This is a genomic window from Alphaproteobacteria bacterium, from assembly GCA_016722515.1.
Classification (GTDB): domain Bacteria; phylum Pseudomonadota; class Alphaproteobacteria; order Rickettsiales; family JADKJE01; genus JADKJE01.
The window spans coordinates 561,582-584,283 of the sequence record JADKJE010000001.1 but is presented as its reverse complement, the minus strand read 5'-3'; the positions used below and the strand labels follow the sequence as shown (position 1 = coordinate 584,283).

Here is a 22,702-nt window from a genome sequence, read left to right as displayed (position 1 = left end):
TAACCATAATTGTCAAAGCGTCTCATCGTATTTGTTTAAGTTATAGTTTATTAAGTTAAAAGATAGGTAGTTACCATGGCAGTCCCCAAGAAGAAGACCTCAACATCCCGTCGTAATAATCGTCGTTCGCACCATGCACTGAAAGGCGTCACCGTTGTTGAAAACAAAGAAACAGGTGAATTTCAGCTTCCACATCGTATGTCTGTTGATGGTTTCTATAAAGGCCGCCGTATTGTTGAGCCTAAAGCTGCTAAAGTTGAAGATGATTCAGCTGACACAGGCGGTCAAGCCGCGTAGATTTAAGGTTCTCCATGGAGCCGCATTTCAACGATATCAGTATGACAATCGCCCTGGATGCCATGGGCGGTGATCATGCGCCGTATTCTATCATTGCCGGGGCAAACGAGGTTCGTTGCCATTTTCCCAATGTGCGTTATATCTTCTTTGGGAAAGAGCATGAGATAAAGCCTGTTCTAGAACAGTTCCCCGCTCTGGAGCCTCTTTCTAAAATCCATCATACTGACGACGTGGTTTCTGCCGGCGAAAAGCCGTCTGTTGCGTTGCGTTCAGGACGAAATTCCAGTATGCGCCTCGCTATTGATGCGGTGAAAGCTGGAGAAGCTGCTTGTGTGGTTTCTGCCGGTAACACCGGAAGCCTTATGGCGATGTCGAAATTTGTGTTTCATACCCTGCACGGAATTGATCGTCCGGCGATTGCCGCTCTTATGCCTAATTTTAGAGGCAGTTCGGTGATCCTTGATTTGGGTGCGAATGCGGAATGCAGCGCTGAGAATTTATTTCAGTTTGCCATTATGGGTGAAGCCTTTGCCCAGGTAGTCTTAGGTAAAAAAGACCCCACTGTTGGTCTCCTCAATATTGGTTCGGAAGAGCTAAAGGGCAATGAGGAAGTTAAATCAGCCTATCGGATGTTAAAAGAAACCGATATCCCCATTAATTTTTATGGCTACATCGAAGGCGATGCCATTGCCAAAGGAACGGTCGATGTGATTGTTACCGATGGGTTTACAGGCAATGTTGCCCTTAAAACGGCAGAAGGGACTGCCAATGTGGTCGGAGGGTTTGTAAAAGAAGCCTTCAGGCGTAATATGGTTTCACGTATCGGTGGATTGCTGGCTTATCCATCCCTTAAAAAAATGTATCGGAAAATCGATCCGCGCCGTTATAACGGCGCGATGTTCCTGGGGATTAATGGAATTTCCGTGAAGAGTCACGGTGGTGCTGATGAAATCTCATTTGCCAATGCGATTATGGTGGCTATCGAATTAGTGGCCAATCAAATTAATGAGCGTATTGTGGAAATGATTACCCAAAAAACAACAGCTACGGGCGAATAGCTTAGGAAGAATGATATGTCAAAACGTCTATCACGCATCATAGGTTCAGGTGCTTATGTGCCGCCTAATCTTGTTACCAATGACGATCTGGCCAAGCGTATTGATACCAATGACGAATGGATTGTCACTCGCACCGGTATTAAACAGCGTTATGTCGCAGGCGAAGGTGAAACCACGACGACGATGGCTTACCAGGCAGCGCTTAGGGCACTGGAGGCTGCGAATCTGTCGGCCAACGATATTGATATGATTGTGCTGGCAACCACGACCCCTGATAATATCTTCCCTTCGGTTGCAACCCAGGTGCAGGCGATGCTTGGCATGACCAAAGGTGCTGCCTTTGATGTGCAGGCCGTGTGCAGTGGTTTTGTGTATGCGCTGGCGGTCGCTGATAATTTTATCCGTTTGCAACAGGCTGAAAAGATCCTGGTGATCGGCGCGGAGTCGATGTCTAAAATTTTAGATTGGAATGACCGGTCTACCTGCGTGTTATTTGGTGATGGTGCTGGGGCGGTTGTGCTGGCAGCGGAAACCAACGAAGAGCGCGGTATTCTAGCAACGAAACTTTACTCTGATGGTTCCCTTAAAGATATCTTGTTTACCGATGGTGGTATCGCTAAAGGCAACATGGGTACTATCTCTATGTCGGGTAAGGAAGTTTTTAAACATGCGGTCGAAAAAATGTCTTCAGCGATTGAGTCTTTACTTCAAGCCAATCAGTTGACGGTCGCTGATATTGATTACCTAGTTCCCCATCAAGCCAATGTGCGGATTATTGATGGCATAGGTAGAAAGCTTGGTCTTAAGGCTGAGCAGGTCATCATTACGGTAGATAAGCACGCAAACACGTCAGCCGCTTCTATTCCGCTGGCACTGGATAGTGCCCTTAAACAAAATACCATCAAACCAGGCGATATCGTAGTATTCACCGCTTTGGGTGGGGGGATAACCTGGGGTGCTGTTTTAATTAAGTGGTAGGCGCTTCTCTCTTATCTATGGTTTCTCTCATCTATCCTTTATAAACAATAAAAAACGCGCCTGAGGCAATCAGGCTGAAGCCTATACCAGGCAAAGGTCATAATGATGTTTGCGATTTATAACAGGCCGATGATGAGGAGGGGGATGTATTCGTGTAGGATTTTAGACATTTTTCAAGAGGATCAGGAATTAAGCGACCGACTTAATAGCTTATTCCTTGCGCCTTATTTCCTTTATAAAACAACGTAAAATCAGATTATTTGACGATTATATGACATTGCCCTTGACATGTCATAAAAATGTCATTAATATGATAAATGCATTTTCCATTTCTTCATAGGGGCAGTGATCTTCGGGTTGCTGCCTCTTATTTTTTGGCTAAAGCCTAAAGGCTCTTGCCTATTAGAAATTTTATGCTACCGTTATGCCACCAAAAATAAGTTTTAGGGGCCATAGCTCAGTTGGTAGAGCGCTTGCATGGCATGCAAGAGGTCAGGGGTTCGATTCCCCTTGGCTCCACCAAACCTGACTTAGGGTCAGCAAAATCCCGTAAAACCGAGAATGGGAGCGAGAGAGCGGCGGTTCTATATCCCTCTCCCTTATTGTAGGCGATCTGTTTGGCAAAAGCGGCCTTGAGAACGATTCTTTTGCCCGTCAAATCGGCCATACGCCAGAATCTGTGCGGGTTTGCTAAAAATTCGAGAGCGGTTCTATTCACCTTCTCGAAGCTCTCATCCACCACCCCACAATTTTCCAAACGCTCGTCGATTACGGCCTTCTGATTCTCCAGTTGCTTGACCTGTTTCTCGTAGGTGGCAACCAGAATAGCGCTATCAGTTGTCACGATGCGATCCAAGAATTGCTGAATCTTGTGATCCACCAGCTTTCGATCTTTCATAAGGCCTGCGCGGATCTCTTCATAGCTGCCGAGCTTAATGTCCTTGGCGTGTTCTACTACATCCTCGACCAGCTTCACCATGACGGGTGAAGGCGTAATATCTTTGAGCAATGCCTCAAAGTCTCCTTCGAGATCATCCCGTTTGATGGACTTGCCATAGAGTTCGCAGCCTTTGGTGTGGCAGAGATAGTAAGGATACCTTCCTCCGCGACCAATCGACCAGCAGCCCTTCAGTGGCGTATTGCAGCAATCGCATAGTACGAATCCGCGCAATGGGAAATCCTCGTTAATGTCCCTTCGCGCTGGCGCTTTCATGCGGCCTTGCAGCTTATCCTGTATGCGATTGTAAATATCAAAGCTGATGATTGGATCGTGCCGCCCTCTCAACAATCCGATATTCCACCGCGCATATTCATAATAGCCCGAATACAACTGCTGATTCAGCATATCGATCACGCGCTGTATATGTACTCCGCCTTTGCGGTCTTTCGGGAACTCTGGCTGGCTTTCAAAAAAAGCCTGAAGTTCTACCACAGAGCTAAACCGATCATACGCGAACCCTTCCAGCCCATTCTGGATCAGCGAGGCTACTGGTTCATCGCGCACCATGACCTTTCCATCGGAGCGCTTTTCCATTTTATAACCTTTTGGCACCCGCATAATCCAATAACCGGCGAGCATCCGCGCACGCATCCGGTTATAAACCTGTTCCGCATTTTTCTGGCGGTGGTGTTGCGATACGCTGGCCAGCAGGTTCTCCACCAACTGACTGTCGGAATCCTCCCCGAATTCGATGGAGGGCGACTGCAGAACACCACCGGCATGTTGGATTTCCATGCGTAGTTCGATATGCGCTCTCAAACTCCTTGCGAGGCGGCTAATATCATCGATCAGCACTATGATTTGCTGATTTTTGTGTTGGCGCAAATAAGCCAACATTCGCTTCATGGCCGGTCGATCAATCAGGCTTCCGGAGATGCCTTCTTCATGAAAAACCTCCACCACTTCGAGATTGCGATATTTCGCAAATTCACGGCAGCGGCCTTCTTGCGAGGTTAATCCGTGGCCATTTTTCACTTGGTCGGGCGATGATACGCGGCAGTAAATGACGGCTTTGTTCGTGACCTTCTTTTTCATGCGATGCCTCCATTTCTTAGGGATTAGAAAAGGTTACATCGTCAACGATAACAGGTGGCACTTCGCAATCAACCGTGCTTTTGCCTTTTTTATCCAATGAAAGCAGCTGGTTAATACCAAGATGATAATCGTAGATATTATCCACGAGCATCCACACGGCATTCACTAATTCGAGCTTTTCCTCCTCGGTGAGATCGAACTGATCAACGTACTGCCGATAAGGAGAGAGATCTGTGATCATCTCATCCCCCCATGCGTAAACACATCACTGGAGAAGAGACCGCTTTGCTAAAGGAAGTGCTCCGACGCACCTCTCGCGATCTTTCCATGTAACATACAGAAAATTGTTCACTGTGTTTAGTGTTAAGATGTTCAAACACGGGGAAGCCCTCCCTGCGCTGAATTCAGGCGCACGGTGATCATATAAACCGCCACACGATAGCGATAATGCAGCGTGGTACGGCAGTAGCCCAAACGCTTGGCAATCGGTTTCCACGGCACTCTGGCGGCACGCAGCCAAATCAGGCGGCGGTCGATTTCATCATCGAGGAAGAAAATCCACTGGATGGTTTCTTCCATCTCGGCAATCGCCTGCGCGGAAGGTGGTCCGAGGCGAAGCGGCAGCTTATCGGCCTGAAGTTTCTCCGCCTCCGTGAGCATGACGGCTGGCCACTGTGTTTTGTAGCCCATCACCCGCACCGGCGGCAGGCGCTTCAGCGTGTACACCGCGCTTTCAAAACGCTTCACTACGTCAATCGCTGTCCACTGTTTCATGGCTGCACCTCCCGCGTGACCAGCGCCACGTCCGTAATCCGGTGTGATTGATAGCTATGCTCCGCCCACCAGAGTTTCAGGTGCGGCAGGTAGTGCGTGGTGAGCCATTCGCGCACAAAGCGGTTCGGGCAAATGATGATTACGCAGGCGCCATCGCCCCGGACTTCCGCGCCGCGCACGGCGGTGCTGGATAGCCAGCTTTTGCAGGCTGCCTTACCGAATTTGTCGGTGAAGCAGGCCAGCACATGATCCCAGCCTGATTGCAACAGCGGATCATTGCAGGCCGGTGGCGGTGCCGGGTGCTTGCCGCCGGAGAAGCCGCCTTCCAGAATCTTGGCCACATGATCGCTGGATTCCACTGCCCAGCTGAGATCAATCGTCCAGTTCTTGCCTGCAATCTTGCCGAGGCAAAACTCTGAAGCGCCTATGATCTCGCAGTAGTAGCGCCATGCTCTGATGTCTTGCTGGAAATCTTCCAGCCACCGCATGGTCATCTGCTCTTTGCGCTTTGGCGTTAGCTTTGCATTCTGCCCCGGTGTGAGCTTGCTCTGCACTTCTGCGTTCCAGATGTCGAGCATCTGCTCTAGGATCTGCCCACTCTGGTTTTTTAATCCACCGGTTGTCTGTTTTTCTCTCTCGCGCTCTCTCTTTTCTGCTCTCGCTCTGATTTTTTTATCTGAATTTGTTTTTTTATCTGCGTCTTTCTCTGCATCTGTTCTGGAATCTGAAGTTCTGTCCTCTGAATCTGTAATCTGCTTTCTGTTCTCTGTATCTGGTGCGGATTTCACGTTTTTTGGTGATTCGGCGTGATGCTCCGTGACGCCGTGTGACGCTTCGTGATTCTCCGTGACGTCCTGCTTTTTCCCGTCGCGGTATTTCTGGGCGCGTTCCTTGTCGCTGAGATACTGGCGCGTTTCCCAGCTGGTGACGCGGTTCTGCTCGTTGATCATGCCCTTTTCGCGGAAGGTTTGCAGAATCCGCTCCACGATCTTCTGGTCAATGTCCTGCACCACCGCGATCTGCTCGGAATCCACTTCCACCGTGCCGCGTGTTTTGTGGCGCGAGGCGGCATCCAGCACGCATAGCCACACCGTCACAACATGCGTCATCAGCTGTTGGCTGCGCTTGGCAATCACCTTGAGTTTGGCGTCTTCCGGCATACCGTGATACACCCTGTACCATTCGATGGATGTCATGGGGAACCTATGCGTCGCTGGCATTGTCATTGCCTTGCGCTTCCAATTTTTTGGTGATGGCTGTGGTGAGTGCCCGAATCGCAGTCAGGGAGAGGTGAAACTCTCTATTGGCGAGCTTTCGGTAATGGATCAGTTCATCCAGATCCATGCGGAGCAGTGCCTGCTCCGTCATGTGCATGAGTTCTTCAAAGCGTGAGATGGGGGATCGTGAATCGTTCATGGTGTGCCTCCGTTGTTTGAACTGTTCAAACACGAAGCTGCACGAACGATGGGTGGGCTGGCGTGGGGCTTGCCTAGGTGTCGCTTAGGGCTGAGGTAGGGCTGGGCTTGGACTTATGACGCCGGGTGGATGATGAATGTTACCACCCCATGCACCTTGAGTTCTTCGCCTTCTTTAATCAGGCGCGGCTCATAGTCGGGATTCTCCGGCACCAGCATGATGTCACCATTTTGGCGATAGAGCCGCTTCACGGTCAGTTCCCCGTCCACCGATACGATCACAATATCGCGATGCTCTGGCGTTTTGCCTAAATCCACCACCAGCACATCATCCTCGCGGATGCCTGCATCAATCATCGAGTCACCCGTCACGCGGACAAGGTAGGTACAATCCGGGTTCTTGATCATCAGCTCGTTGAGATCAATCGTATCATCCAGATGATCCTCCAGCGGCGTCGGGATGCCAGCCGGGACACGCGATGAATAGAGCGGCACCTTGTAGCCACGGTTTTGCACAAACCTACACACATCCCCCATCAGGCTGAGCGGTATGCGGATCGGCTTCGTTGCTTCGCCGTGTGGTCCTTTACCTTTTGGCCTTCCGGCACCTTTGCGTTTACCGCCGTGTATTGTCTTCGCCACGCGAAATTCCCTCGTAGGTTGTCAATGCAGTTGACGCTTCCTAGTATATTACTGTACATAATTCAAGAGGCATATAAAAGCATAATTTAGCAAGCAAAATCGGGAGGCTGGTATGCCATTTCCGGAACGGGAGTATTACACATTGGAGCAAGCGGCACGGCGTTGGGCGGCAACACTGGAAGAAGTTCAGCACGCCATTGTCGCAGGAAAACTTCATGCTTCGGCATGGGTTCCCTCAACTTTTGCCTACACGATTACCGAACACAGCCCCGATAGCGCCAGCCGTTCCCCCGCCCAACCACTCGAAGGATATGTGCGCTTAATGCCGGAATCTTGCCGAATTATCTTCTCTCGTGGCGCGGTGGAGCGCCGGAAATTTCAGACAAACTTGCCCAACACTTATTTGCAGATCGTCGAAAGCCTGAATAAAATCGAGTTTCGTGATGCTGATCTGGTGATCCTGAATGACGATCTGCGTCAGTTCGAGCGCGAGTATCATCTGGTGGCCAGCAAGCCTTGCAAGGTGATTAGTGTACACAAAATCAATGCCAAATCCTCCGCCCGGACTCAGGCGCTTTTCAGCTATCAGAACGGCTTCCGCTTTGTACGGCTGGATGGAATACAATTCACCTTCGGCGAGATACAGGCCGCCATCATCCGCCAGCTCTATGAAGCCAGCGCCACCGATAACCCGTGGGTGCATGGCAAAACGCTATTATCGAATGCCGGTTCCAATTCCATGATCATGCGCGACGCCTTCCGCCACCAGACCAAATGGAAGGAACTGATCCACACCAACGGACGCGGATTCTACCGCCTGAGCCCTATTTGCAGCCCTATCCCGGCTCCACCTGAGCCCCACCTGAGTCCATCGCAAAAAATAATGGAGATGCAGGATGGTTAGTGATTGTTTGTTCCGTGATTTCCTGTATTTTCTGAAGCGAAATTCTCACAGGGTGAGGCAATGAACACGGACATAATGACAATCGATGAGGTGGCGGACTACCTCAAACTGAAACTGAAAACCGCCTATCACCTCGCGGCAAAGGGTGACATCCCCGGCTTCAAAGTCGGTGGATCATGGCGTTTTCGTCGCAGCGAGATTGAAAAGTGGATTAAACGGCAAGAAGCCGGAAAAAGGGAGAGCAAATAATGGCTGACACAAAAAAAGAACAGGAACGCTCAGCGTTACACTCCACCATTTGGCGAATTGCCAATGACCTTCGCGGCAGCGTCGATGGCTGGGACTTCAAGCAATATGTATTGGGCATCCTCTTTTACCGCTTCATCTCGGAGAATCTGAGTTCTTACGTTAATGAAAAACAAAGGCAGGTCGGAGAACGCAACTTTGATTATGCGGCTCTAAACGACACCGATGCAGAGCATGGCAGGGAATCGATTCTCGAAGAAAAAGGCTTCTTCGTTCACCCAAGTGAATTGTTTGAGAATGTTCGGAAAAATGCAGCCGCCGATGCCAACTTGAACGAAACACTTGAGAAAGTGTTCAAAAATATCGAGGCCTCTGCCCAAGGAACCGACAGCGAAAGCGACATGAAGGGGCTGTTTGACGACATTGATGTGAACAGCAATAAACTTGGCGCAACAGTAGTAAGGCGCAATGAAAAACTGGTTAAACTGCTCAATGCTATTGGCGAGCTGCCGATTGGCAATTATGGCGATAACTCAATCGATATATTTGGCGATGCGTATGAATATCTGATGACCATGTACGCGGCCAACGCTGGGAAATCCGGTGGCGAGTTCTTCACACCACAAGAAGTCTCCGAGCTTCTCGCACGCATTACCGTGGTAGGAAAAACAGAGGTCAACAAAGTGTATGATCCTGCATGCGGCTCTGGCTCACTGCTGCTGAAGTTTGCCAAAGTGCTGGGCAAAGAAAACGTGCGTAATGGCTTCTATGGTCAGGAAATCAATATCACGACCTATAACCTTTGCCGCATCAACATGTTTTTGCACGACATCAACTACGAGCAATTTGATGTTGCCCATGGTGACACACTCACCGACCCCCACCACTGGGATGATGAACCATTTGAAGCCATCGTTTCTAATCCGCCATACTCGATCAAATGGGATGGTGACGCAAACCCACTGATGATTAACGATGATCGTTTCACGCCAGCGGGTGTTCTTGCGCCAAAATCAAAAGCTGATCTGGCGTTTGTGATGCACGCCCTTTCATGGCTGGCAACCAACGGTACAGCGGCCATCGTTTCTTTCCCCGGCGCGATGTATCGCGGCGGAGCAGAACAGAAAATCAGGAAGTATCTGGTTGATAATAACTACGTCGATGCTGTGATTCAGCTTCCAGCAGATTTATTTTTCGGAACAACTATTGCCACCTGCATTTTGGTGATGAAGAAAAATAAATCCGACAGCAAGGTTCTGTTCATTGATGCAACAGCTGAGTTTGTGCGCGGTTCAGCAAAAAATAAGCTGAATGACGATCACATGAAGCGTATTCTGGATTGCTACGCCAACCGTTCCACGGAGGAATACTACTCTCGCCTTGTCGATCATAAAGAAATCGAAGCGAAAGATTATAATATTGGCGTTGGCACCTACGTTGCAGCGGAAGACAAGCGAAAAATTGTCAACATTATAGAGCTTAACGCACGCATTGAAACAATCGTTGCCCGTCAGAACGAGCTTCGCACGCAGATTGATGCCATTGTCGCTGATTTAGAGGGAGATGCCGCATGAGCAGGATTGATGATCTGATTGCCGAGCATTGCCCAGATGGGGTGACGAATATCAAGTTGGGAGAGCTTTTAGACTATGCCCAGCCAACTCCGTATATTGTTAGATCGACAGAATATGATGATAGCTATTCAACGCCTGTATTAACGGCAGGCGATAGTTTTATACTTGGATATACCAGTGAGATTGATGGTATTTATCAAGCTAGCAAAGATGCGCCTGTTATTATTTTTGATGACTTCACCACCTCATTTCATTGGGTCGAGTTTAACTTCAAAGTTAAAAGTTCTGCCATGAAGATGCTTACCCCCAAAGAAGGTGCGAACTTTCGCTATGTGTATTATGCGATGAAGAACATACAATATAAACCTTCAAGCCATGCTCGTCAGTGGATCTCCACATATTCGGATTTTGAAATTCCCAATCCACACCCCAGAATTCAGAAAGAAATTGTTGACATCCTCGATGCGTTTACCAAGCTGGAAGCAGAGCTGGAAGCAGAGCTGGAAGCGCGTCGTCAGCAATATGCGTATTATCGCAACTCCCTCCTTTCATTCAATGAAATCGGCAGAAACGTAGAGAGAGAGAGCTGTTTCGTCCAATGGCGATCACTCGGAGAAATAGCTATGTATTCCGACACGCGTATTAATGCCATTTCCTTGGATAACAAAACCTACGTTGGAGTAGATAATCTGTTGCAAAATCGTGCAGGTAAAACCGTGTCAAATTATGTGCCGGAGACTGGCAGACTCACTTGCTATGAAGAAGGCGATATTCTTATTGGGAATATAAGGCCATATTTGAAAAAGATATGGCACTCTGATCAGCAAGGCGGAACTAACGGTGACGTTCTTGTTATCCGCATAAAACCTGAAGAAAAACAAAATATTCTGCCTCGCTATCTGTACCAGATTCTAGCAGATGATGACTTCTTCCATTATGCGGTCAAAACCTCCAAGGGCGCAAAGATGCCACGCGGGAACAAGCAAATGATCATGAAGTATCAAGTCCTCGTGCCATCTCCCGAAGAGCAGGAGCGCATCGTTGCTATTCTCGATAAGTTTGACGCGCTGGTGAATGATATTGCCAGCGGCTTGCCTGCCGAAATCGCTGCTCGCCGCCAACAGTACGAGCATTATCGCAATCAGCTTCTAACCTTTCAGGAGGCGGCGTAATGTCTAGCTTCAACACTATCGCCGAGAACCCGAACAGCACTGTCGTTGCGGAATATGTGCCGGATAAGAAAGACGCCACGCATTATCAGTCCGAGAACGAACTGGAGCTAGAGCTCATTCGCCTGCTGCGAAACAATGGCTATGAATATTTGACGATAAGGAGCGATAGCGACCTTATCCAGAACCTGCGTGCGCAGCTTTCAAAACTCAATGACATGGTGTTTTCAGAAGCCGAATGGCAGCAGATGCTCACTCACTATCTGGCCAATAAAAACGAAGGCATTGAAGAAAAAACCACCAAGGTTCAGGAAGATCACATCTTCAACCTCAAGCGCGATGATGGCACTACCAAAAATGTACGGATTTTGGATAAGGACAACATCCACAATAACTTTGTGCAGGTGATCAACCAATATGAAACCGAGGGTGCACGCAAAAACCGCTATGATGTGACGGTACTCGTCAACGGCCTGCCGATGGTGCATGTGGAATTGAAACGGCGCGGCGTGGCCATTCGGGAGGCCTTCAACCAAATCAACCGTTATCAGCGTGATAGCTTCTGGGCGGATAGTGGTCTTTTTGAGTATGTGCAGCTGTTCGTTATTTCTAACGGTACGCATACAAAATACTATTCCAACACCACACGCAGCGCCCACATTAAAGAGCAGCAAGGCAAATCATCCCGCAAGAAAACCAGCAACAGCTTTGAATTTACCTGCTGGTGGACAGATGCACAGAATAAACGCATTTCCGATCTTGTCGATTTCTCCAAAACCTTTTTCTCTAAGCATTCCCTGCTTTCGATCCTGACGCGCTATTGCGTATTCACGACGGATAAATTGCTTCTGGTCATGCGCCCATACCAGATTGCAGCGGCAGAGCGCATTATGAACCGCATTGCCATGTCCACCAACCACAAGCAGCTCGGTACTTTAGAGGCTGGCGGATATATCTGGCACACCACGGGCAGCGGCAAAACCCTGACTAGCTTCAAGACGGCGCAACTCGCCACCCGCCTTGAGGGTATGGACAAGGTGCTTTTCGTCGTCGATAGAAAAGATCTCGATTACCAAACGATGAAGGAATACGACAAGTTCCAAAAAGGCTCTGCCAATTCCAACACCAGCACCGCTATATTGACGAAACAGCTTTCCGACCCGAATGCCAAAATCATCATCACCACTATTCAGAAGCTGGCCAAATTCATCTCTGCCAACAAGGGGCATAGCGTTTTTGATGGTCATGTCGTTTTGATATTTGATGAGTGCCACCGCTCCCAGTTTGGCGAGATGCACACACAAATCACCAAGGCCTTCAAGAACTATCATATTTTTGGTTTTACCGGCACGCCTATCTTTGGAGAGAACTCTTCATCTGGCGGCAACCCACAGTTAAAAACTACGGAGCAGGCATTCGGGAAAAAACTGCACGCCTACACCATTGTTGACGCCATTAATGATGAAAACGTTCTGCCCTTCAGAATTGATTACATCAACACCCTGAAAATGAAGGATGACGTTAAGGACAAGAAGGTTCGCGCTATCGATATAGAGGCCGCTGCTAACTCACCGGAACGCATCGCGCAGGTAACGGATTATATCCTTGAACACTTCGAGCAAAAAACAAAGCGCAATGGCGGGTTCTATTCTTTCAGCAAACTCACCAACATTGCGGACGTTGTTTCAGATAAAGAGCGCGACGCCGCGAAGAAAATCAAAGAAATCAGAAACCAAGTACGCCTTAATGGTTTTAACTCCATCTTTGCTGTGAGTTCCATTGAGGTTGCCAAGAAATATTATGCTGAATTTAAGTCACGAAACTCAGGGCTGAAAATCGCTACCATCTTCAGCTTTGGCGCGAATGAAGCAGAAAATGAAGATGGCATTCTGCCTGATGAAGATTTTGATACAGGCGGATTGGATCAGCCATCCCGTGATTTTCTCGATGGAGCGATAGCTGATTATAACGGTCACTTCGGCACCAGCTACGATACCAGCGCGGATAAGTTCGAAAATTATTACAAAGACCTCTCACAGCGCATGAAGAACCGTGAGATCGACTTGCTGATCGTGGTCAATATGTTCCTGACTGGATTTGATGCGACCACCCTCAATACATTGTGGGTTGATAAAAACTTGCGGCATCACGGGTTGCTTCAGGCCTTTTCACGCACCAACCGAATTCTTAACTCCGTTAAAACCTTTGGAAATATCATCTGCTTCCGTGATCTTGAGCAGGCAACAAACGATGCCCTTTCCATTTTCGGCAACAAAGAAGCTGGCGGTATTGTTCTGCTGAAATCGTACAACGATTATTACAATGGCTGGGAAAAAGACGGCAAGCACCAGAGGGGATACGTTGAAATTATCGCAGAACTGCAAGAGCGCTTCCCTCTGCCGGTATATATTGAGGGTGAGCAAGCAGAAAAAGATTTCATCAAGCTTTGGGGAGCCATTCTAAGGCTTCGGAATATTCTCACTTCGTTTGATGAATTTGAGGGGAATGAAATTCTCTCTGATCGGGATTTTCAGGATTATCAGAGCGCTTATCTCGACCTTTATGACAAGCATCGCAAGCACAATGAGGCTGACAAAGAAAACATCAATGATGACATCGAGTTCGAGATCGAACTGGTGAAGCAAGTCACCATCAACATTGATTATATTATTCAGCTTGTTGCTAAGTATCAAAAATCAAAAATGCAGGATAAAGAAATCCTTACTGCTATTGATAAGGCGATGAATTCAAGCATCGAGCTACGCAGCAAGAAAGAACTGATCCAGCGCTTTATCAATACGCTGAACGTCCATAGTGACGTGGATAAGGATTGGCGTGCGTTTACAGACAGGAACAGAAGCGAGGATCTCGAAAAGATCATTGAACAGGAAAGTCTGAAGCCGTATGAAACTCGCAGATTCGTTGCTAACGCCTTTCGTGATGGTGAGTTGAAATCAACAGGAACCAGCTTTGCCGGAATATTGCCGCCGGTATCCATGTTCGATAAAGACAATGCGCTATCGAAGAAAAAATCCCGCGTTCTTGAAACACTTCGAGCTTACTTTGAAAAGTATCTGGGTGTTTGATTTATGGAACAAGCCACTCACAGCGCACACCATCTGGCACTGATACTCTCGAACATTCTGCTGTTCTTCGGGATTGCAGGGGTTGCTGTGCCACTGCTGCAGCGGCTTCGCATGTCGCCTGTACTGGCGTATCTCTTGTGCGGCGTGGTCATTGGTCCTTACGGTCTGGCAGCACTGGCGGATAGCTACCCGTGGCTTTCAGTTGTCACCATTGATGACCTAAGCACGGTGCAGACGCTTGGCGAGCTTGGCATCATCACGCTGATGTTCATGATTGGGCTGGAGCTTTCGCTGGGGCGGCTGAAAGAGCTTCGGCGGTTTATTTTTGGCCTCGGCTCCGCGCAGATTATCGTGACGGCACTGGCGATTTTTCTGATTGCCTTCTGGTTCGGTAACGCGCTGGAAGCCGCCATTCTGCTTGGCGCATCCTTTGCACTTTCTTCCACGGCCATCGTCATGAAACTGCTGGAAGAGCGCCGCCTGAGCAATCGCCCCATCGGTATTTTGTGCTTCTCCATTTTGCTGATGCAAGATCTGGCGGTGGTGCCGATTCTGGTGCTGGCAGCATCCTTCACCGGCGCATCTGAGGACAGCATTGGCATTACATTGCTGTCTGCCTTGGGTATTGGCCTGTGTACCGTGCTTGCCATTATGTTCCTCGGCAAGCGCATTCTTGCGCCATTACTGCAATCTGTGAGTGCTTCACGCAATGCGGAATGGCTGGCGGCGTTTATCGTGTTCGTGGTGATAGCTTGCGCTGCGATCACCGAAGCAGCGGGTCTTTCCTTAGCACTAGGCGCGTTTCTGGCAGGGCTGTTGATTGCTGAAACCGAGTTCAAACATGAGGTGGAGGTCATCGTCAGCCCGCTGAAGGGACTGCTGCTTGGCATCTTTTTTCTCTCCGTTGGTATGATGATCAATGTCGAAGAAATCCTACGCCAACCATTCCTGCTGGCACTTTCTGTGGTGGGGATATTCATACTGAAAGCGGCGATTATCTTTCCGCTCTGCCTGTGGTTCAAAGTTCCGCACCGGCAGGCAGCCGAAGCATCGGTGTATCTGGCGCAGCCGGGCGAGTTTGCGCTGCTCATTTTGGGCGTGGCCATGGCAGGGAATCTTATGCCTGCCCACAACGTGCAGTTCTTTTTGCTGGTGACGGCGCTTGCGATGATGGTAACGCCACTGCTGTTTAGGTGTGCGCCTCTGGCTGCTAAGATGTCGGGCTATCTCTCTAAAAAACCGGCGTTAGAGCAGGATATTCCGCAACTGGGTGAGCGTGTAGTTATTATTGCAGGTTTTGGTCGCGTCGGACAACTGCTTGGGAACGCACTGGCCGAACAGCAGATTGCCTATATAGGGTTTGACCATAATGCCGAACGCGTACAATCCCTGAAACGCGAGGGATTTCATATCATTTATGGGGATGCGAAGAAGCTGGAACTCTGGCATCGGTTGCATTCGGATCATGTCATTGCGGCAGTGATTGCCATTGATGACCACACTGCCACCCATAGCATTCTGAAATCCATTCGCGCTGAGTGGCCGCTGCTACCGGTGATCGTTCGCGCTAAGGACACCGCAGATATGGCAGCACTTTACGATATGGGCGCAAAATATGTGGTAGCAGAAACACTGGAATCGAGCTTAAGCGTTGCACGCTTGCTGATGCAACAGGTTGGTACGGAAGATGGGACAATAGAAAAAATTATCAAAAAACTAAGGGATCAAAATGCACTTGCCAATGCTTAAAAATAAAAAAGGACTGGTAGTGGGTATCGCTAACGATGCGTCGATTGCATGGGGATGCGCCAAAGCCTTCCGGGATCATGGTGCGGAGATTGCCATCACTTATCTGAATGACAAGGCAAAATCCTATGTACAGCCGCTTGCAGAAAAACTGAATGCGCCGATCTGCATGAAGCTGGATGTGACGCAACCGCAGGAGCAAGAAGCGCTGTTTGCCGCGATTGCCGAAAAATGGGGTAAGCTGGATTTCCTGCTACATTCCATCGCTTTCGCGCCCAAGGCAGATTTACAGGGGCGCGTGGTGGATAGTTCCAGCGCTGGGTTTTCTCAGGCGATGGATGTTTCCTGCCACTCGCTGATGCGCCTTGCCAAAGCAGCTGAACCGCTGATAAAAGATGGCGGCTCCATCCTCACCATGAGCTATTACGGCGCGGAGAAAGTGGTCACGCATTACAATTTGATGGGTCCCGTGAAGGCAGCGCTGGAGGCCAGCGTCAAATATCTGTCCTCGGAATTGGGAGCGCAGCATATCCGCGTCAATGCGCTTTCCACTGGTCCGGTTAAAACCCGCGCCGCCTCTGGCCTTACAGATTTTGATAAGTTGATGGAAGCAGCCGCCAGCAAAGCGCCCATGCACCAGCTGGTGACGCTGGAACAGATCGGTGAAATGGCGGCGTTTCTGGTTTCCGACAACGCCAAACAAGTCACCGGCCAGACGATCTATGTCGATGCTGGATATAATGTGAGAGGTTCATGATGGAGAATTTCATCCTTATTTTTACCGCCATCACTCTGATGATTGGAACATCCACAATCACATATATTTCTTTGCGCCATGTCTGGCGCAGATTGCCCAATATTGCATATCCCCGCACCCGAGCCATGACAGCTGTAATGTCAGTGTTCACAGTGCATTTCATTAATATATTTCTTTATGCAACCGCATTTTATGGACTGACACACATCATGGCCAAAGAAAGCCTGCTAAGTTTTGCGGATTATTACTACTTTGCCTCCACTACCTACGCAGCAATGGGAACTGGTAACACCGCTCCCATCTTATCAGAACTTCGCCTCCTTACCGCCTTTGAAGCCATCAATGGCATAGTGCTTATTATTGCTTCTGTTGGTTTTATTCATGCAGTCACAAAGCGTTTGTTCTTGGATAAAAGATGCCGTTGTACTCGATGGTGAGGCCATTGTTCAGTTGCCGAAATAGAATTCCACCTCCGCCTCACGCCGCCTAACCAATCCGCGCAGCTTCTTCCCTCCAGCCCAAACCCAGCGCAGGAATTCAGCTGGCACGTTGTCATGTTCTTCGCGGTTTACTTTGCGGCGGAGGGTGGAGCGTTGAAGCGCCCCACCGCCCAGATTGAAGGTGAACGACACCAGCGCATCGAATTGGCCGTTGGTGAGTGGCACGGTGATCAGGCGCAGCACCAAACGCTCGGCGGCTTCCACATCCTTAATCAATAGTGCGATGCCTGCCTCGTGGCTGATGCCGCGCCGGAACATCTCCGCTTCACCCGGACGCAGCAAATGCCCGTAGCCAATCGTGGGCAGGCCTGCTGCGTCCAGATAGATCGTCGGAGAAAAGCCCTCGAATCGCTTAATCAAGCTCAGGCCTTCTTGTGTGACATGCCTCATTTTCCACCCCGCACTTTGGTCATGGCACGCTGGCCGAAATAGAAGCTGATGATGCCTGCGAAGATCGCCTGATCTTCTTCCGTCCACAGCAGCCACGGCAGATCAGCGGAGAACTGCATTACCTTCACCACCGCATAGAGAGCGAAGAAGCTGTATGCGATCACCGGGCGCACCGTGCCATTCAGCGCATCCACCCAGCGGATGCCGGAATAGAAGGTTTTGTAGAGGGCGCGGCTTTCGGCAATATCGGCTTGTACATGGATTTCTTCCAGCCGGTTGGCGTGGCCTTGCGCCTGTTGCTCCATTTGCAGGCGCAGGATTGTCAGTTCGTGCTTTCTGTCCTGACTATCCTTGAACAGCTTAAGCAGGTCGGGAAACGCCGCGCTGATAAAGCCAACAATGGCACCGAGAAGTGTGATCATAAAATCCCCCGTAATGTGATGAGTTTGAAGATGATGCCGCCCATGCCGGTCATGAGGATGGTGGTTGACCACCACAGCACCCGCTCGATGCGATCCAGCCGATATTCCAGCGATTTGTACCGCTCCGCGCACACGGCCACATGTACGTCCAACTGTTCTGTTTCCTGTTCGTGTGTCATGATTCCTCCAGACATAAAAAAACCGGCTCAATGGCCGGTGGTGGTTGCGATGGTGGGTTTGGTTATTCGAAATAGCCGTTGATCATCACCAACCCACGGATGATCTGGGACGCGGTGGCAGTTGCCACCGGTATGCGAAGGATGACATGGGCAAAAGTGCCAGCCGCCACATAAAGCGGTGCATCAAGGTTCACGTCGATAGGTGTTAATGCGCCACCAATGGGTGTTCCCACCGGCATGGACTGGATGCCCAGCGGCACGCGACGTGGTGCGCGTGTGCCTGCCGTGTTGGAATCTGCCGTGGCAAGCGACACAGCGGTGGAGCCTATGCCCAGCGCCCACTGTAAAAGCGTGGGTGTGGTGGCGGAGGCTGCGCCCATGTTGAAAGTTTCAATCCGCACGCCACGGATCACCAGATTGCGGTTGCCGCCACCGGCTGCCGCTACCGGAACCTGAAAGGCAAATAGCGCGTAATCCGTTTCCGCACCGGCCACGGCTGCAAACTGAAACTGGCCACCAAGTGTAGTGTAGCCTGCCGCAATGTTGGAAAGTGCAGCGGATACCGGTGCTGCGCTGTTGGCATAGTTGGCAGACTGCGCCACCGCTGCGCCGCGTGGGTTGTTGTAGCTCCCGCACTCTGCGCCAGCCATAGCCGTAGGCCAGAGGCGGTTCAGCGCCAGATCACGGGCAATCACCGACACATCGGCCACTTCCATGCGCTGGGCGGTGCCGGTTGCGGCGGCATTGTAGCAGCGCATGAGCAGCGGCTGCCAGCGCGAGAGCGATACGGCGGCGGCGGTATTGGGCGAAAGGATCACACCCTGCAGAACGCCGTCGATGAAGAACTCGATCCGATCCTGATCAATCACGATGCGATAGTGGCGCACTTGACCAGCCACCGGTGGCGTTAGCGGTGCAGTTGTGGTTTCTGTGCCGTTGATATTCATCACACCCACGAGATTGCCGGAGCTATTTATCTTGAAATACACCCCATCCGTTGGCGTGGCGGTGGTAGCGGCAAAGCCCAAGCCGAACTCGCAGACATTGTTGGCGATAGGGTTATTGGCAAAGCGTAGCCTGAAGGCCACTTCCAGTGATCCTGCCGGATGCAGCGGGAAAGTTTTATATGTCTGCGCCCGTGCGACCGCTGCCGATGCGACCGAGTTGCCAGCATTCAGCACCAGAAAGCCGCCTGTCATGGCGATGGTGGCCGTGACACTGACAAATTGATAGGCGCTGCCATCCACCACCGTGTGATTGAAGGTATCCGCCCAGTAGATATTATCCACGCCCACGCGCAGGCGACCGTCGGTTGATACCCGCGCCGCACGCACCAGACGCGGCTCGCCGCTTTGCCCGTCGTGAGATTCCCCGGCAAGCACCGAGTAGCCAGCATCCACCAGCTCCATCGGCAGGTTGATCTTCAGGCGTTTATTGGCGTCCACCGATGCAAGATCGGCAGAATCGCCCGATTTGAGAATGATGCTCATGCTATAACCCCATTATGTTGATGTTGTACCGTCCCCAGCTGCCACCCGGCGCATGGGCAATTACGTCGAAACCCGAACCTTCCACCAGATTGCAGGCCGTGGCCGTAATGCCTTCGAGCGCCCCATCTTCGGGATCGTGATCGGCTGATCCCGACGCCACCGCGCATAGGATCACCGATCCGCTTGTCACCCATGCAGCAGACACCGACGCACTGGCGAAGTTGCTTTCCCCACCGGATTCGTGGCCAAAATCCACCTGCGCCTGCGCTGTGTTTGGCATAGCCGATTGATCTGCCTTGGCATCGAGCGCAGTTTGCAGTCCCGCCACCTCAGCAATGCTGTGGCCATGAGAGGCGCTTGCTTTTGCATCCAGTGCAGCTTGCAGCCCGGCCACTTCTGCAATGGTGTGACCATGCACTTCAGCCGCTTTACTATCGAGCGCTGTTTGTAGCCCTGCGACATCGGCAATCGTGTGTCCGTGGCTGGCACTCGCTTTTGCGTCCAGTGCCGCCTGAAGGCCTGCTACATCCGCCACGCTATGCCCGTGCGCCGCGTTTGCTTTGTTAGCCAGCCCAGCATCCACCTGCGCTTTGGTGTAGTAGCGCACATCGCCACGCGCATCGGTGTGGTATTGCGGATGATCATCGGCATCCAGCCCGTTCAGGCTGGCGTGATCAATATCTCCGCCGGTGCCGGGTGGTCCCTGTGTTCCAACCGTCACCACTTGCACTTTCGGCTCGGTGACTTTGACGACATGGATCACTTCGTTAATGGTGACTACTTCCGTCATCGCGTTACCTCCGGGCTGATGATCACCAGCCCTTCCAGCAAGCGGGTGACGTTGGCGCCTGAGACAAGTTCAAGGTCATACACGCCGCTGGTGGCGGTAATGGCGGTGGTTTGTGTGGCGCTGGCCAGCAGCTGGATGGTTCCCGCCACCCCACCGAGGGTGATGCCGCCGTTTTCCGTGGTGAGTGTTAGGAATGGATCAGCGGCTTCGAGCGTTTCACGCATGTGCATCCGGGCAGTGAAGCCGGTCAGGTTCACGGGTGTGCCGCTTTCGTCCTTCCATTCAATCTGCTCGCTGAACGTCGCGCCGCGATACACATAGAAATTATGCTTAGCTGGGTGTGTGGTCATGACGGGTTCCTATGCGCTTAAAAGTGCGTACCATTTGCTTGCCGTGGCTGCCCAAAATAGGGCGTTCTTGCCCACGGCCAGCGAGAACGCGGCGTTATTTGCGAGTGCATTAATGCTGTGGCCGGTGGCGGGATAGACGTTCAGCGCGTTTGCCCCGGCATTGGCCACAAAGATGAATTCGCCTTGCTCTGGTGAAGGCAGGATTGCGCCTTGCCCAGCGCCCACCGTGGTAAACTGGTTGGTTTGCTTGGTGATCGCCGTGGCGGTGCCTTGCGTGGTGCCTGCCGCGCTTAGGCCTGCGCCATTGGCCTTCACCGCCGCACGGCCACTGCCTGCCAGCATTTTCAGCGAATCATAGAACGTTGAACCATCCGGGGAGACTTTGAGGGTGAAATTGTCATCCCCCAGCAGGCCAAACTCTGCACGCGCTGACCAGTTGCTCTGAAAGAGGAATCCCGCCTTATTCCCAGCCGTATTTTTGTTCAGCTTGATCTGAAGATCACCACCCACATGGTTGAACAGGATCGCTTCACTGGCCACGGCCAGCTTGTTGGTGGAGTCTGCCGTGGTGTTCACGCCCAGCAGCGAAAGATTCTGAAGCGATGTCGGGGTGGCCACCGACACGCCCCAGTTGGTTCCGTCATAGGTATAGAGCGCGTTGGCGTCTTTCGCCCATACGGTCAGGCCTTCCCACGGGGTGATGAAGTTCCACGCCGTGCTGTAATAGGCGAGCGACTTGGCCTTGCCAGCCCATGCGCCGGTGGGAGCTGCGCCCACAATATAGCTTTCACCGGCCACCGGCGAAACTGGCGGCGTGTTGACGCTGATGCTCTCCATCGCCGCTTGCAGCAGCGCATCAAGGATATTGAGCGACGCGTTGTGAGTCACTTCTTTCTGGGCTTGTGAGGAAACAATGTAAGGAAGCGATAATCTATTTGTGACATTTGACATGACGAACTCGCGATTTAGATACGAAAAAGGGCGCACAGTTTCCTGTGCGCCCTCGGTTGAGAACTGATTTAAGCCTGACTACTAAGCGTCGGTCAGTGTTTCATCAACGATCCTTGCGACAGGAGCATTGCGTTTACACGCTTCAACGCCATTCTCTGCAGACTGCTTGGTGCTATAACCCTCGCTGTGGCAAAGGATTTCACCATTCACTGCCTTCAAGTTCCAGTAAAACTGGGCATCATTTCCCTGAAATACGGTGTACTTTCCAGTGAGAGCATTGAGCTTGCAGGACTCAATGCCACGCTGGGCAGATTGCTTTGCTGTATAGCCTTCGCTATGGCAGAGCGTTTCCCCGTTAGAGGCCTTCAGGCGCCAGTAGAACTGGCCATTACGAGCTAGAAAAATAGTAAACTTTGACATTTTCATGTCCTTTCAAAATTAAGGTTAAGAAACGGCTTTGAGGGAACTGCCCAAAGCATAGGGTCTTGACCTAATGAAAGGAGCCTGCTAGAATCAGACTTGGAGATGATCTGAAAAAAGCGGGAGTTCCTGCCGTTCATTTTGTCTATTAAACCACCTGTTAGCGCAGGTGGTTTAATTCGTTTAGGGGGTCATTCATCGTCCCCCAGAATCAGTTTATACACGCCTTTTTTCCCCGCTATACTTTCTATCGCTGGCCTTCCTGCTCGCGACATATTATATAGCTTACTCATAATTTGCTTACGTTCTTTCTGCTCATTATGCAGTCTAAAGTATCCTACTGTAACCTCGTCAAGCGTCACATCGCGTTTTGCTCTGCGAAAAACCTCTATGATTTTGTTTTCAAAATCATCTCTCTTGACGACATTAAGGTCAGACTTGATGCTTGGCGGCAAATCCGACAGGTCTGAAAGGTCAAAAATATCTCTATCTTCCATTTTAATCCCCTATATTTCGTCACATTCTACAT

The 22,702-nt window shown here is 50.7% G+C and carries 25 protein-coding genes, 1 tRNA gene and 1 pseudogene; 12 read left to right on the top strand and 15 right to left on the bottom strand.

Translation table 11 applies throughout. The features are described from left to right. The first annotated feature begins 75 nt into the window (after window positions 1–75). The 4 genes from rpmF to IPP74_02620 all read left to right on the top strand — a co-directional run bounded on the left by rpmF (window position 76) and on the right by IPP74_02620 (window position 2,855). The gene (rpmF, locus tag IPP74_02635) at window positions 76–297 is read left to right on the top strand and encodes a 50S ribosomal protein L32 (GenBank protein ID MBL0318190.1); all 222 of its coding nucleotides are present in this window, start codon (window positions 76–78) and stop codon (window positions 295–297) included. Window positions 298–338: 41 nt separating this feature from the next. After that, window positions 339–1,355, top strand: coding sequence for a phosphate acyltransferase PlsX (gene plsX, locus IPP74_02630; GenBank protein ID MBL0318189.1), 1,017 nt, complete (start codon window positions 339–341; stop codon window positions 1,353–1,355). A gap of 15 nt (window positions 1,356–1,370) precedes the next feature. Further along, entirely contained in the window at window positions 1,371–2,333 is a 963-nt protein-coding gene (locus IPP74_02625) for a ketoacyl-ACP synthase III (GenBank protein MBL0318188.1), read from the top strand. A gap of 446 nt (window positions 2,334–2,779) precedes the next feature. Further along, a tRNA-Ala gene (locus IPP74_02620) sits at window positions 2,780–2,855 on the top strand. Here IPP74_02620 and IPP74_02615 read toward each other — a convergent pair. The 6 genes and pseudogenes from IPP74_02615 to umuD all read right to left on the bottom strand — a co-directional run bounded on the left by IPP74_02615 (window position 2,824) and on the right by umuD (window position 7,094). Further along, a pseudogene (locus tag IPP74_02615) lies at window positions 2,824–4,368 on the bottom strand (recombinase family protein). The gene IPP74_02620 and the pseudogene IPP74_02615 sit on opposite strands and share 32 nt — an antisense overlap. Window positions 4,369–4,384: 16 nt before the next feature. After that, entirely contained in the window at window positions 4,385–4,609 is a 225-nt protein-coding gene (locus IPP74_02610) for a hypothetical protein (GenBank protein MBL0318187.1), read from the bottom strand. A gap of 131 nt (window positions 4,610–4,740) precedes the next feature. Further along, complete coding sequence (locus IPP74_02605; protein ID MBL0318186.1) at window positions 4,741–5,142, bottom strand: AsnC family protein; 402 nt, start codon at window positions 5,140–5,142, stop codon at window positions 4,741–4,743. Beyond that, complete coding sequence (locus IPP74_02600; protein MBL0318185.1) at window positions 5,139–6,338, bottom strand: phage replisome organizer N-terminal domain-containing protein; 1,200 nt, start codon at window positions 6,336–6,338, stop codon at window positions 5,139–5,141. The genes IPP74_02605 and IPP74_02600 overlap by 4 nt, the downstream gene beginning before the upstream one ends. A 7-nt stretch (window positions 6,339–6,345) precedes the next feature. Beyond that, window positions 6,346–6,558 (bottom strand): hypothetical protein, encoded by a 213-nt coding sequence (locus IPP74_02595; GenBank protein MBL0318184.1) that lies wholly within the window; start codon window positions 6,556–6,558, stop codon window positions 6,346–6,348. Window positions 6,559–6,671: 113 nt separating this feature from the next. Then, complete coding sequence (gene umuD, locus IPP74_02590; protein ID MBL0318183.1) at window positions 6,672–7,094, bottom strand: translesion error-prone DNA polymerase V autoproteolytic subunit; 423 nt, start codon at window positions 7,092–7,094, stop codon at window positions 6,672–6,674. Window positions 7,095–7,311: 217 nt separating this feature from the next. On the opposite strand from umuD, the gene IPP74_02585 reads away from it, so the two are divergent. Genes IPP74_02585 through IPP74_02550 form a run of 8 tightly spaced genes read left to right on the top strand, consistent with a single transcriptional unit; the run spans window position 7,312 to window position 17,118 of the window. After that, a complete protein-coding gene (locus IPP74_02585; GenBank protein MBL0318182.1) occupies window positions 7,312–8,103 on the top strand; it encodes a hypothetical protein in 792 nt (263 codons plus the stop codon). A 60-nt stretch (window positions 8,104–8,163) separates the two neighbouring features. Next, window positions 8,164–8,352 (top strand): helix-turn-helix domain-containing protein, encoded by a 189-nt coding sequence (locus IPP74_02580; protein ID MBL0318181.1) that lies wholly within the window; start codon window positions 8,164–8,166, stop codon window positions 8,350–8,352. Next, window positions 8,352–9,923, top strand: a complete 1,572-nt coding sequence (locus IPP74_02575) for a type I restriction-modification system subunit M (GenBank protein ID MBL0318180.1) — start codon at window positions 8,352–8,354, stop codon at window positions 9,921–9,923. Before IPP74_02580 ends, IPP74_02575 begins: the two co-directional genes overlap by 1 nt. Continuing rightward, window positions 9,920–11,095: a restriction endonuclease subunit S gene (locus IPP74_02570; protein MBL0318179.1), complete on the top strand. Its 1,176-nt coding sequence runs from the start codon at window positions 9,920–9,922 to the stop codon at window positions 11,093–11,095. Before IPP74_02575 ends, IPP74_02570 begins: the two co-directional genes overlap by 4 nt. Next, window positions 11,095–14,178: a type I restriction endonuclease subunit R gene (locus IPP74_02565; protein MBL0318178.1), complete on the top strand. Its 3,084-nt coding sequence runs from the start codon at window positions 11,095–11,097 to the stop codon at window positions 14,176–14,178. The genes IPP74_02570 and IPP74_02565 overlap by 1 nt, the downstream gene beginning before the upstream one ends. Before the next feature lie 3 nt (window positions 14,179–14,181). Next, the gene (locus tag IPP74_02560) at window positions 14,182–15,927 is read left to right on the top strand and encodes a cation:proton antiporter (protein MBL0318177.1); all 1,746 of its coding nucleotides are present in this window, start codon (window positions 14,182–14,184) and stop codon (window positions 15,925–15,927) included. Next, the gene (gene fabI, locus IPP74_02555; GenBank protein MBL0318176.1) at window positions 15,920–16,681 is read left to right on the top strand and encodes an enoyl-ACP reductase FabI; all 762 of its coding nucleotides are present in this window, start codon (window positions 15,920–15,922) and stop codon (window positions 16,679–16,681) included. Before IPP74_02560 ends, fabI begins: the two co-directional genes overlap by 8 nt. Beyond that, window positions 16,678–17,118 carry a hypothetical protein gene (locus IPP74_02550; protein MBL0318175.1) on the top strand — a complete coding sequence of 147 codons (441 nt, stop codon included), beginning with the start codon at window positions 16,678–16,680 and terminating at the stop codon, window positions 17,116–17,118. The genes fabI and IPP74_02550 overlap by 4 nt, the downstream gene beginning before the upstream one ends. 9 nt (window positions 17,119–17,127) lie before the next feature. On the opposite strand, the gene IPP74_02545 is transcribed toward IPP74_02550, so the two are convergent. The 9 genes from IPP74_02545 to IPP74_02505 form a co-directional block, all read right to left on the bottom strand. Beyond that, the gene (locus IPP74_02545; protein MBL0318174.1) at window positions 17,128–17,571 is read right to left on the bottom strand and encodes a lysozyme; all 444 of its coding nucleotides are present in this window, start codon (window positions 17,569–17,571) and stop codon (window positions 17,128–17,130) included. Continuing rightward, entirely contained in the window at window positions 17,568–17,876 is a 309-nt protein-coding gene (locus IPP74_02540) for a hypothetical protein (GenBank protein MBL0318173.1), read from the bottom strand. The genes IPP74_02545 and IPP74_02540 overlap by 4 nt, the downstream gene beginning before the upstream one ends. Window positions 17,877–17,989: 113 nt before the next feature. Next, window positions 17,990–18,172 carry a hypothetical protein gene (locus tag IPP74_02535; protein MBL0318172.1) on the bottom strand — a complete coding sequence of 61 codons (183 nt, stop codon included), beginning with the start codon at window positions 18,170–18,172 and terminating at the stop codon, window positions 17,990–17,992. A 62-nt stretch (window positions 18,173–18,234) separates the two neighbouring features. Then, window positions 18,235–19,662: a hypothetical protein gene (locus IPP74_02530; protein ID MBL0318171.1), complete on the bottom strand. Its 1,428-nt coding sequence runs from the start codon at window positions 19,660–19,662 to the stop codon at window positions 18,235–18,237. 1 nt (window position 19,663) lies between these two features. Continuing rightward, complete coding sequence (locus IPP74_02525) at window positions 19,664–20,452, bottom strand: hypothetical protein (protein ID MBL0318170.1); 789 nt, start codon at window positions 20,450–20,452, stop codon at window positions 19,664–19,666. After that, on the bottom strand, window positions 20,449–20,802 hold the full coding sequence (locus IPP74_02520; GenBank protein ID MBL0318169.1) for a hypothetical protein: 354 nt from the start codon (window positions 20,800–20,802) through the stop codon (window positions 20,449–20,451). The genes IPP74_02525 and IPP74_02520 overlap by 4 nt, the downstream gene beginning before the upstream one ends. A 9-nt stretch (window positions 20,803–20,811) precedes the next feature. Further along, the gene (locus IPP74_02515; protein MBL0318168.1) at window positions 20,812–21,753 is read right to left on the bottom strand and encodes a DUF2793 domain-containing protein; all 942 of its coding nucleotides are present in this window, start codon (window positions 21,751–21,753) and stop codon (window positions 20,812–20,814) included. Window positions 21,754–21,834: 81 nt separating this feature from the next. Further along, window positions 21,835–22,179, bottom strand: coding sequence for a YegP family protein (locus IPP74_02510; GenBank protein MBL0318167.1), 345 nt, complete (start codon window positions 22,177–22,179; stop codon window positions 21,835–21,837). A gap of 185 nt (window positions 22,180–22,364) precedes the next feature. After that, the gene (locus IPP74_02505) at window positions 22,365–22,670 is read right to left on the bottom strand and encodes a hypothetical protein (GenBank protein ID MBL0318166.1); all 306 of its coding nucleotides are present in this window, start codon (window positions 22,668–22,670) and stop codon (window positions 22,365–22,367) included. Window positions 22,671–22,702 lie beyond the last annotated feature (32 nt).

Excerpts from the sequence above, each read along its gene's own strand:
- IPP74_02520 (MBL0318169.1), bottom strand. The coding sequence starts at position 20,802 with ATGACCACACACCCAGCTAAGCATAATTTCTATGTGTATCGCGGCGCG.
- IPP74_02540 (MBL0318173.1), bottom strand. The coding sequence starts at position 17,876 with ATGGAGCAACAGGCGCAAGGCCACGCCAACCGGCTGGAAGAAATCCAT.
- plsX (MBL0318189.1), top strand. The coding sequence starts at position 339 with ATGACAATCGCCCTGGATGCCATGGGCGGTGATCATGCGCCGTATTCT.
- IPP74_02605 (MBL0318186.1), bottom strand. The coding sequence starts at position 5,142 with ATGAAACAGTGGACAGCGATTGACGTAGTGAAGCGTTTTGAAAGCGCG.
- umuD (MBL0318183.1), bottom strand. The coding sequence starts at position 7,094 with ATGGGGGATGTGTGTAGGTTTGTGCAAAACCGTGGCTACAAGGTGCCG.
- fabI (MBL0318176.1), top strand. The coding sequence starts at position 15,920 with ATGCTTAAAAATAAAAAAGGACTGGTAGTGGGTATCGCTAACGATGCG.
- IPP74_02610 (MBL0318187.1), bottom strand. The coding sequence starts at position 4,609 with ATGATCACAGATCTCTCTCCTTATCGGCAGTACGTTGATCAGTTCGAT.
- IPP74_02510 (MBL0318167.1), bottom strand. The coding sequence starts at position 22,179 with ATGAAAATGTCAAAGTTTACTATTTTTCTAGCTCGTAATGGCCAGTTC.
- IPP74_02570 (MBL0318179.1), top strand. The coding sequence starts at position 9,920 with ATGAGCAGGATTGATGATCTGATTGCCGAGCATTGCCCAGATGGGGTG.
- IPP74_02575 (MBL0318180.1), top strand. The coding sequence starts at position 8,352 with ATGGCTGACACAAAAAAAGAACAGGAACGCTCAGCGTTACACTCCACC.
- IPP74_02550 (MBL0318175.1), top strand. The coding sequence starts at position 16,678 with ATGATGGAGAATTTCATCCTTATTTTTACCGCCATCACTCTGATGATT.
- rpmF (MBL0318190.1), top strand. The coding sequence starts at position 76 with ATGGCAGTCCCCAAGAAGAAGACCTCAACATCCCGTCGTAATAATCGT.
- IPP74_02600 (MBL0318185.1), bottom strand. The coding sequence starts at position 6,338 with ATGACATCCATCGAATGGTACAGGGTGTATCACGGTATGCCGGAAGAC.
- IPP74_02565 (MBL0318178.1), top strand. The coding sequence starts at position 11,095 with ATGTCTAGCTTCAACACTATCGCCGAGAACCCGAACAGCACTGTCGTT.
- IPP74_02535 (MBL0318172.1), bottom strand. The coding sequence starts at position 18,172 with ATGACACACGAACAGGAAACAGAACAGTTGGACGTACATGTGGCCGTG.
- IPP74_02545 (MBL0318174.1), bottom strand. The coding sequence starts at position 17,571 with ATGAGGCATGTCACACAAGAAGGCCTGAGCTTGATTAAGCGATTCGAG.
- IPP74_02515 (MBL0318168.1), bottom strand. The coding sequence starts at position 21,753 with ATGTCAAATGTCACAAATAGATTATCGCTTCCTTACATTGTTTCCTCA.
- IPP74_02585 (MBL0318182.1), top strand. The coding sequence starts at position 7,312 with ATGCCATTTCCGGAACGGGAGTATTACACATTGGAGCAAGCGGCACGG.
- IPP74_02530 (MBL0318171.1), bottom strand. The coding sequence starts at position 19,662 with ATGAGCATCATTCTCAAATCGGGCGATTCTGCCGATCTTGCATCGGTG.
- IPP74_02625 (MBL0318188.1), top strand. The coding sequence starts at position 1,371 with ATGTCAAAACGTCTATCACGCATCATAGGTTCAGGTGCTTATGTGCCG.
- IPP74_02595 (MBL0318184.1), bottom strand. The coding sequence starts at position 6,558 with ATGAACGATTCACGATCCCCCATCTCACGCTTTGAAGAACTCATGCAC.
- IPP74_02505 (MBL0318166.1), bottom strand. The coding sequence starts at position 22,670 with ATGGAAGATAGAGATATTTTTGACCTTTCAGACCTGTCGGATTTGCCG.
- IPP74_02525 (MBL0318170.1), bottom strand. The coding sequence starts at position 20,452 with ATGACGGAAGTAGTCACCATTAACGAAGTGATCCATGTCGTCAAAGTC.
- IPP74_02580 (MBL0318181.1), top strand. The coding sequence starts at position 8,164 with ATGAACACGGACATAATGACAATCGATGAGGTGGCGGACTACCTCAAA.
- IPP74_02560 (MBL0318177.1), top strand. The coding sequence starts at position 14,182 with ATGGAACAAGCCACTCACAGCGCACACCATCTGGCACTGATACTCTCG.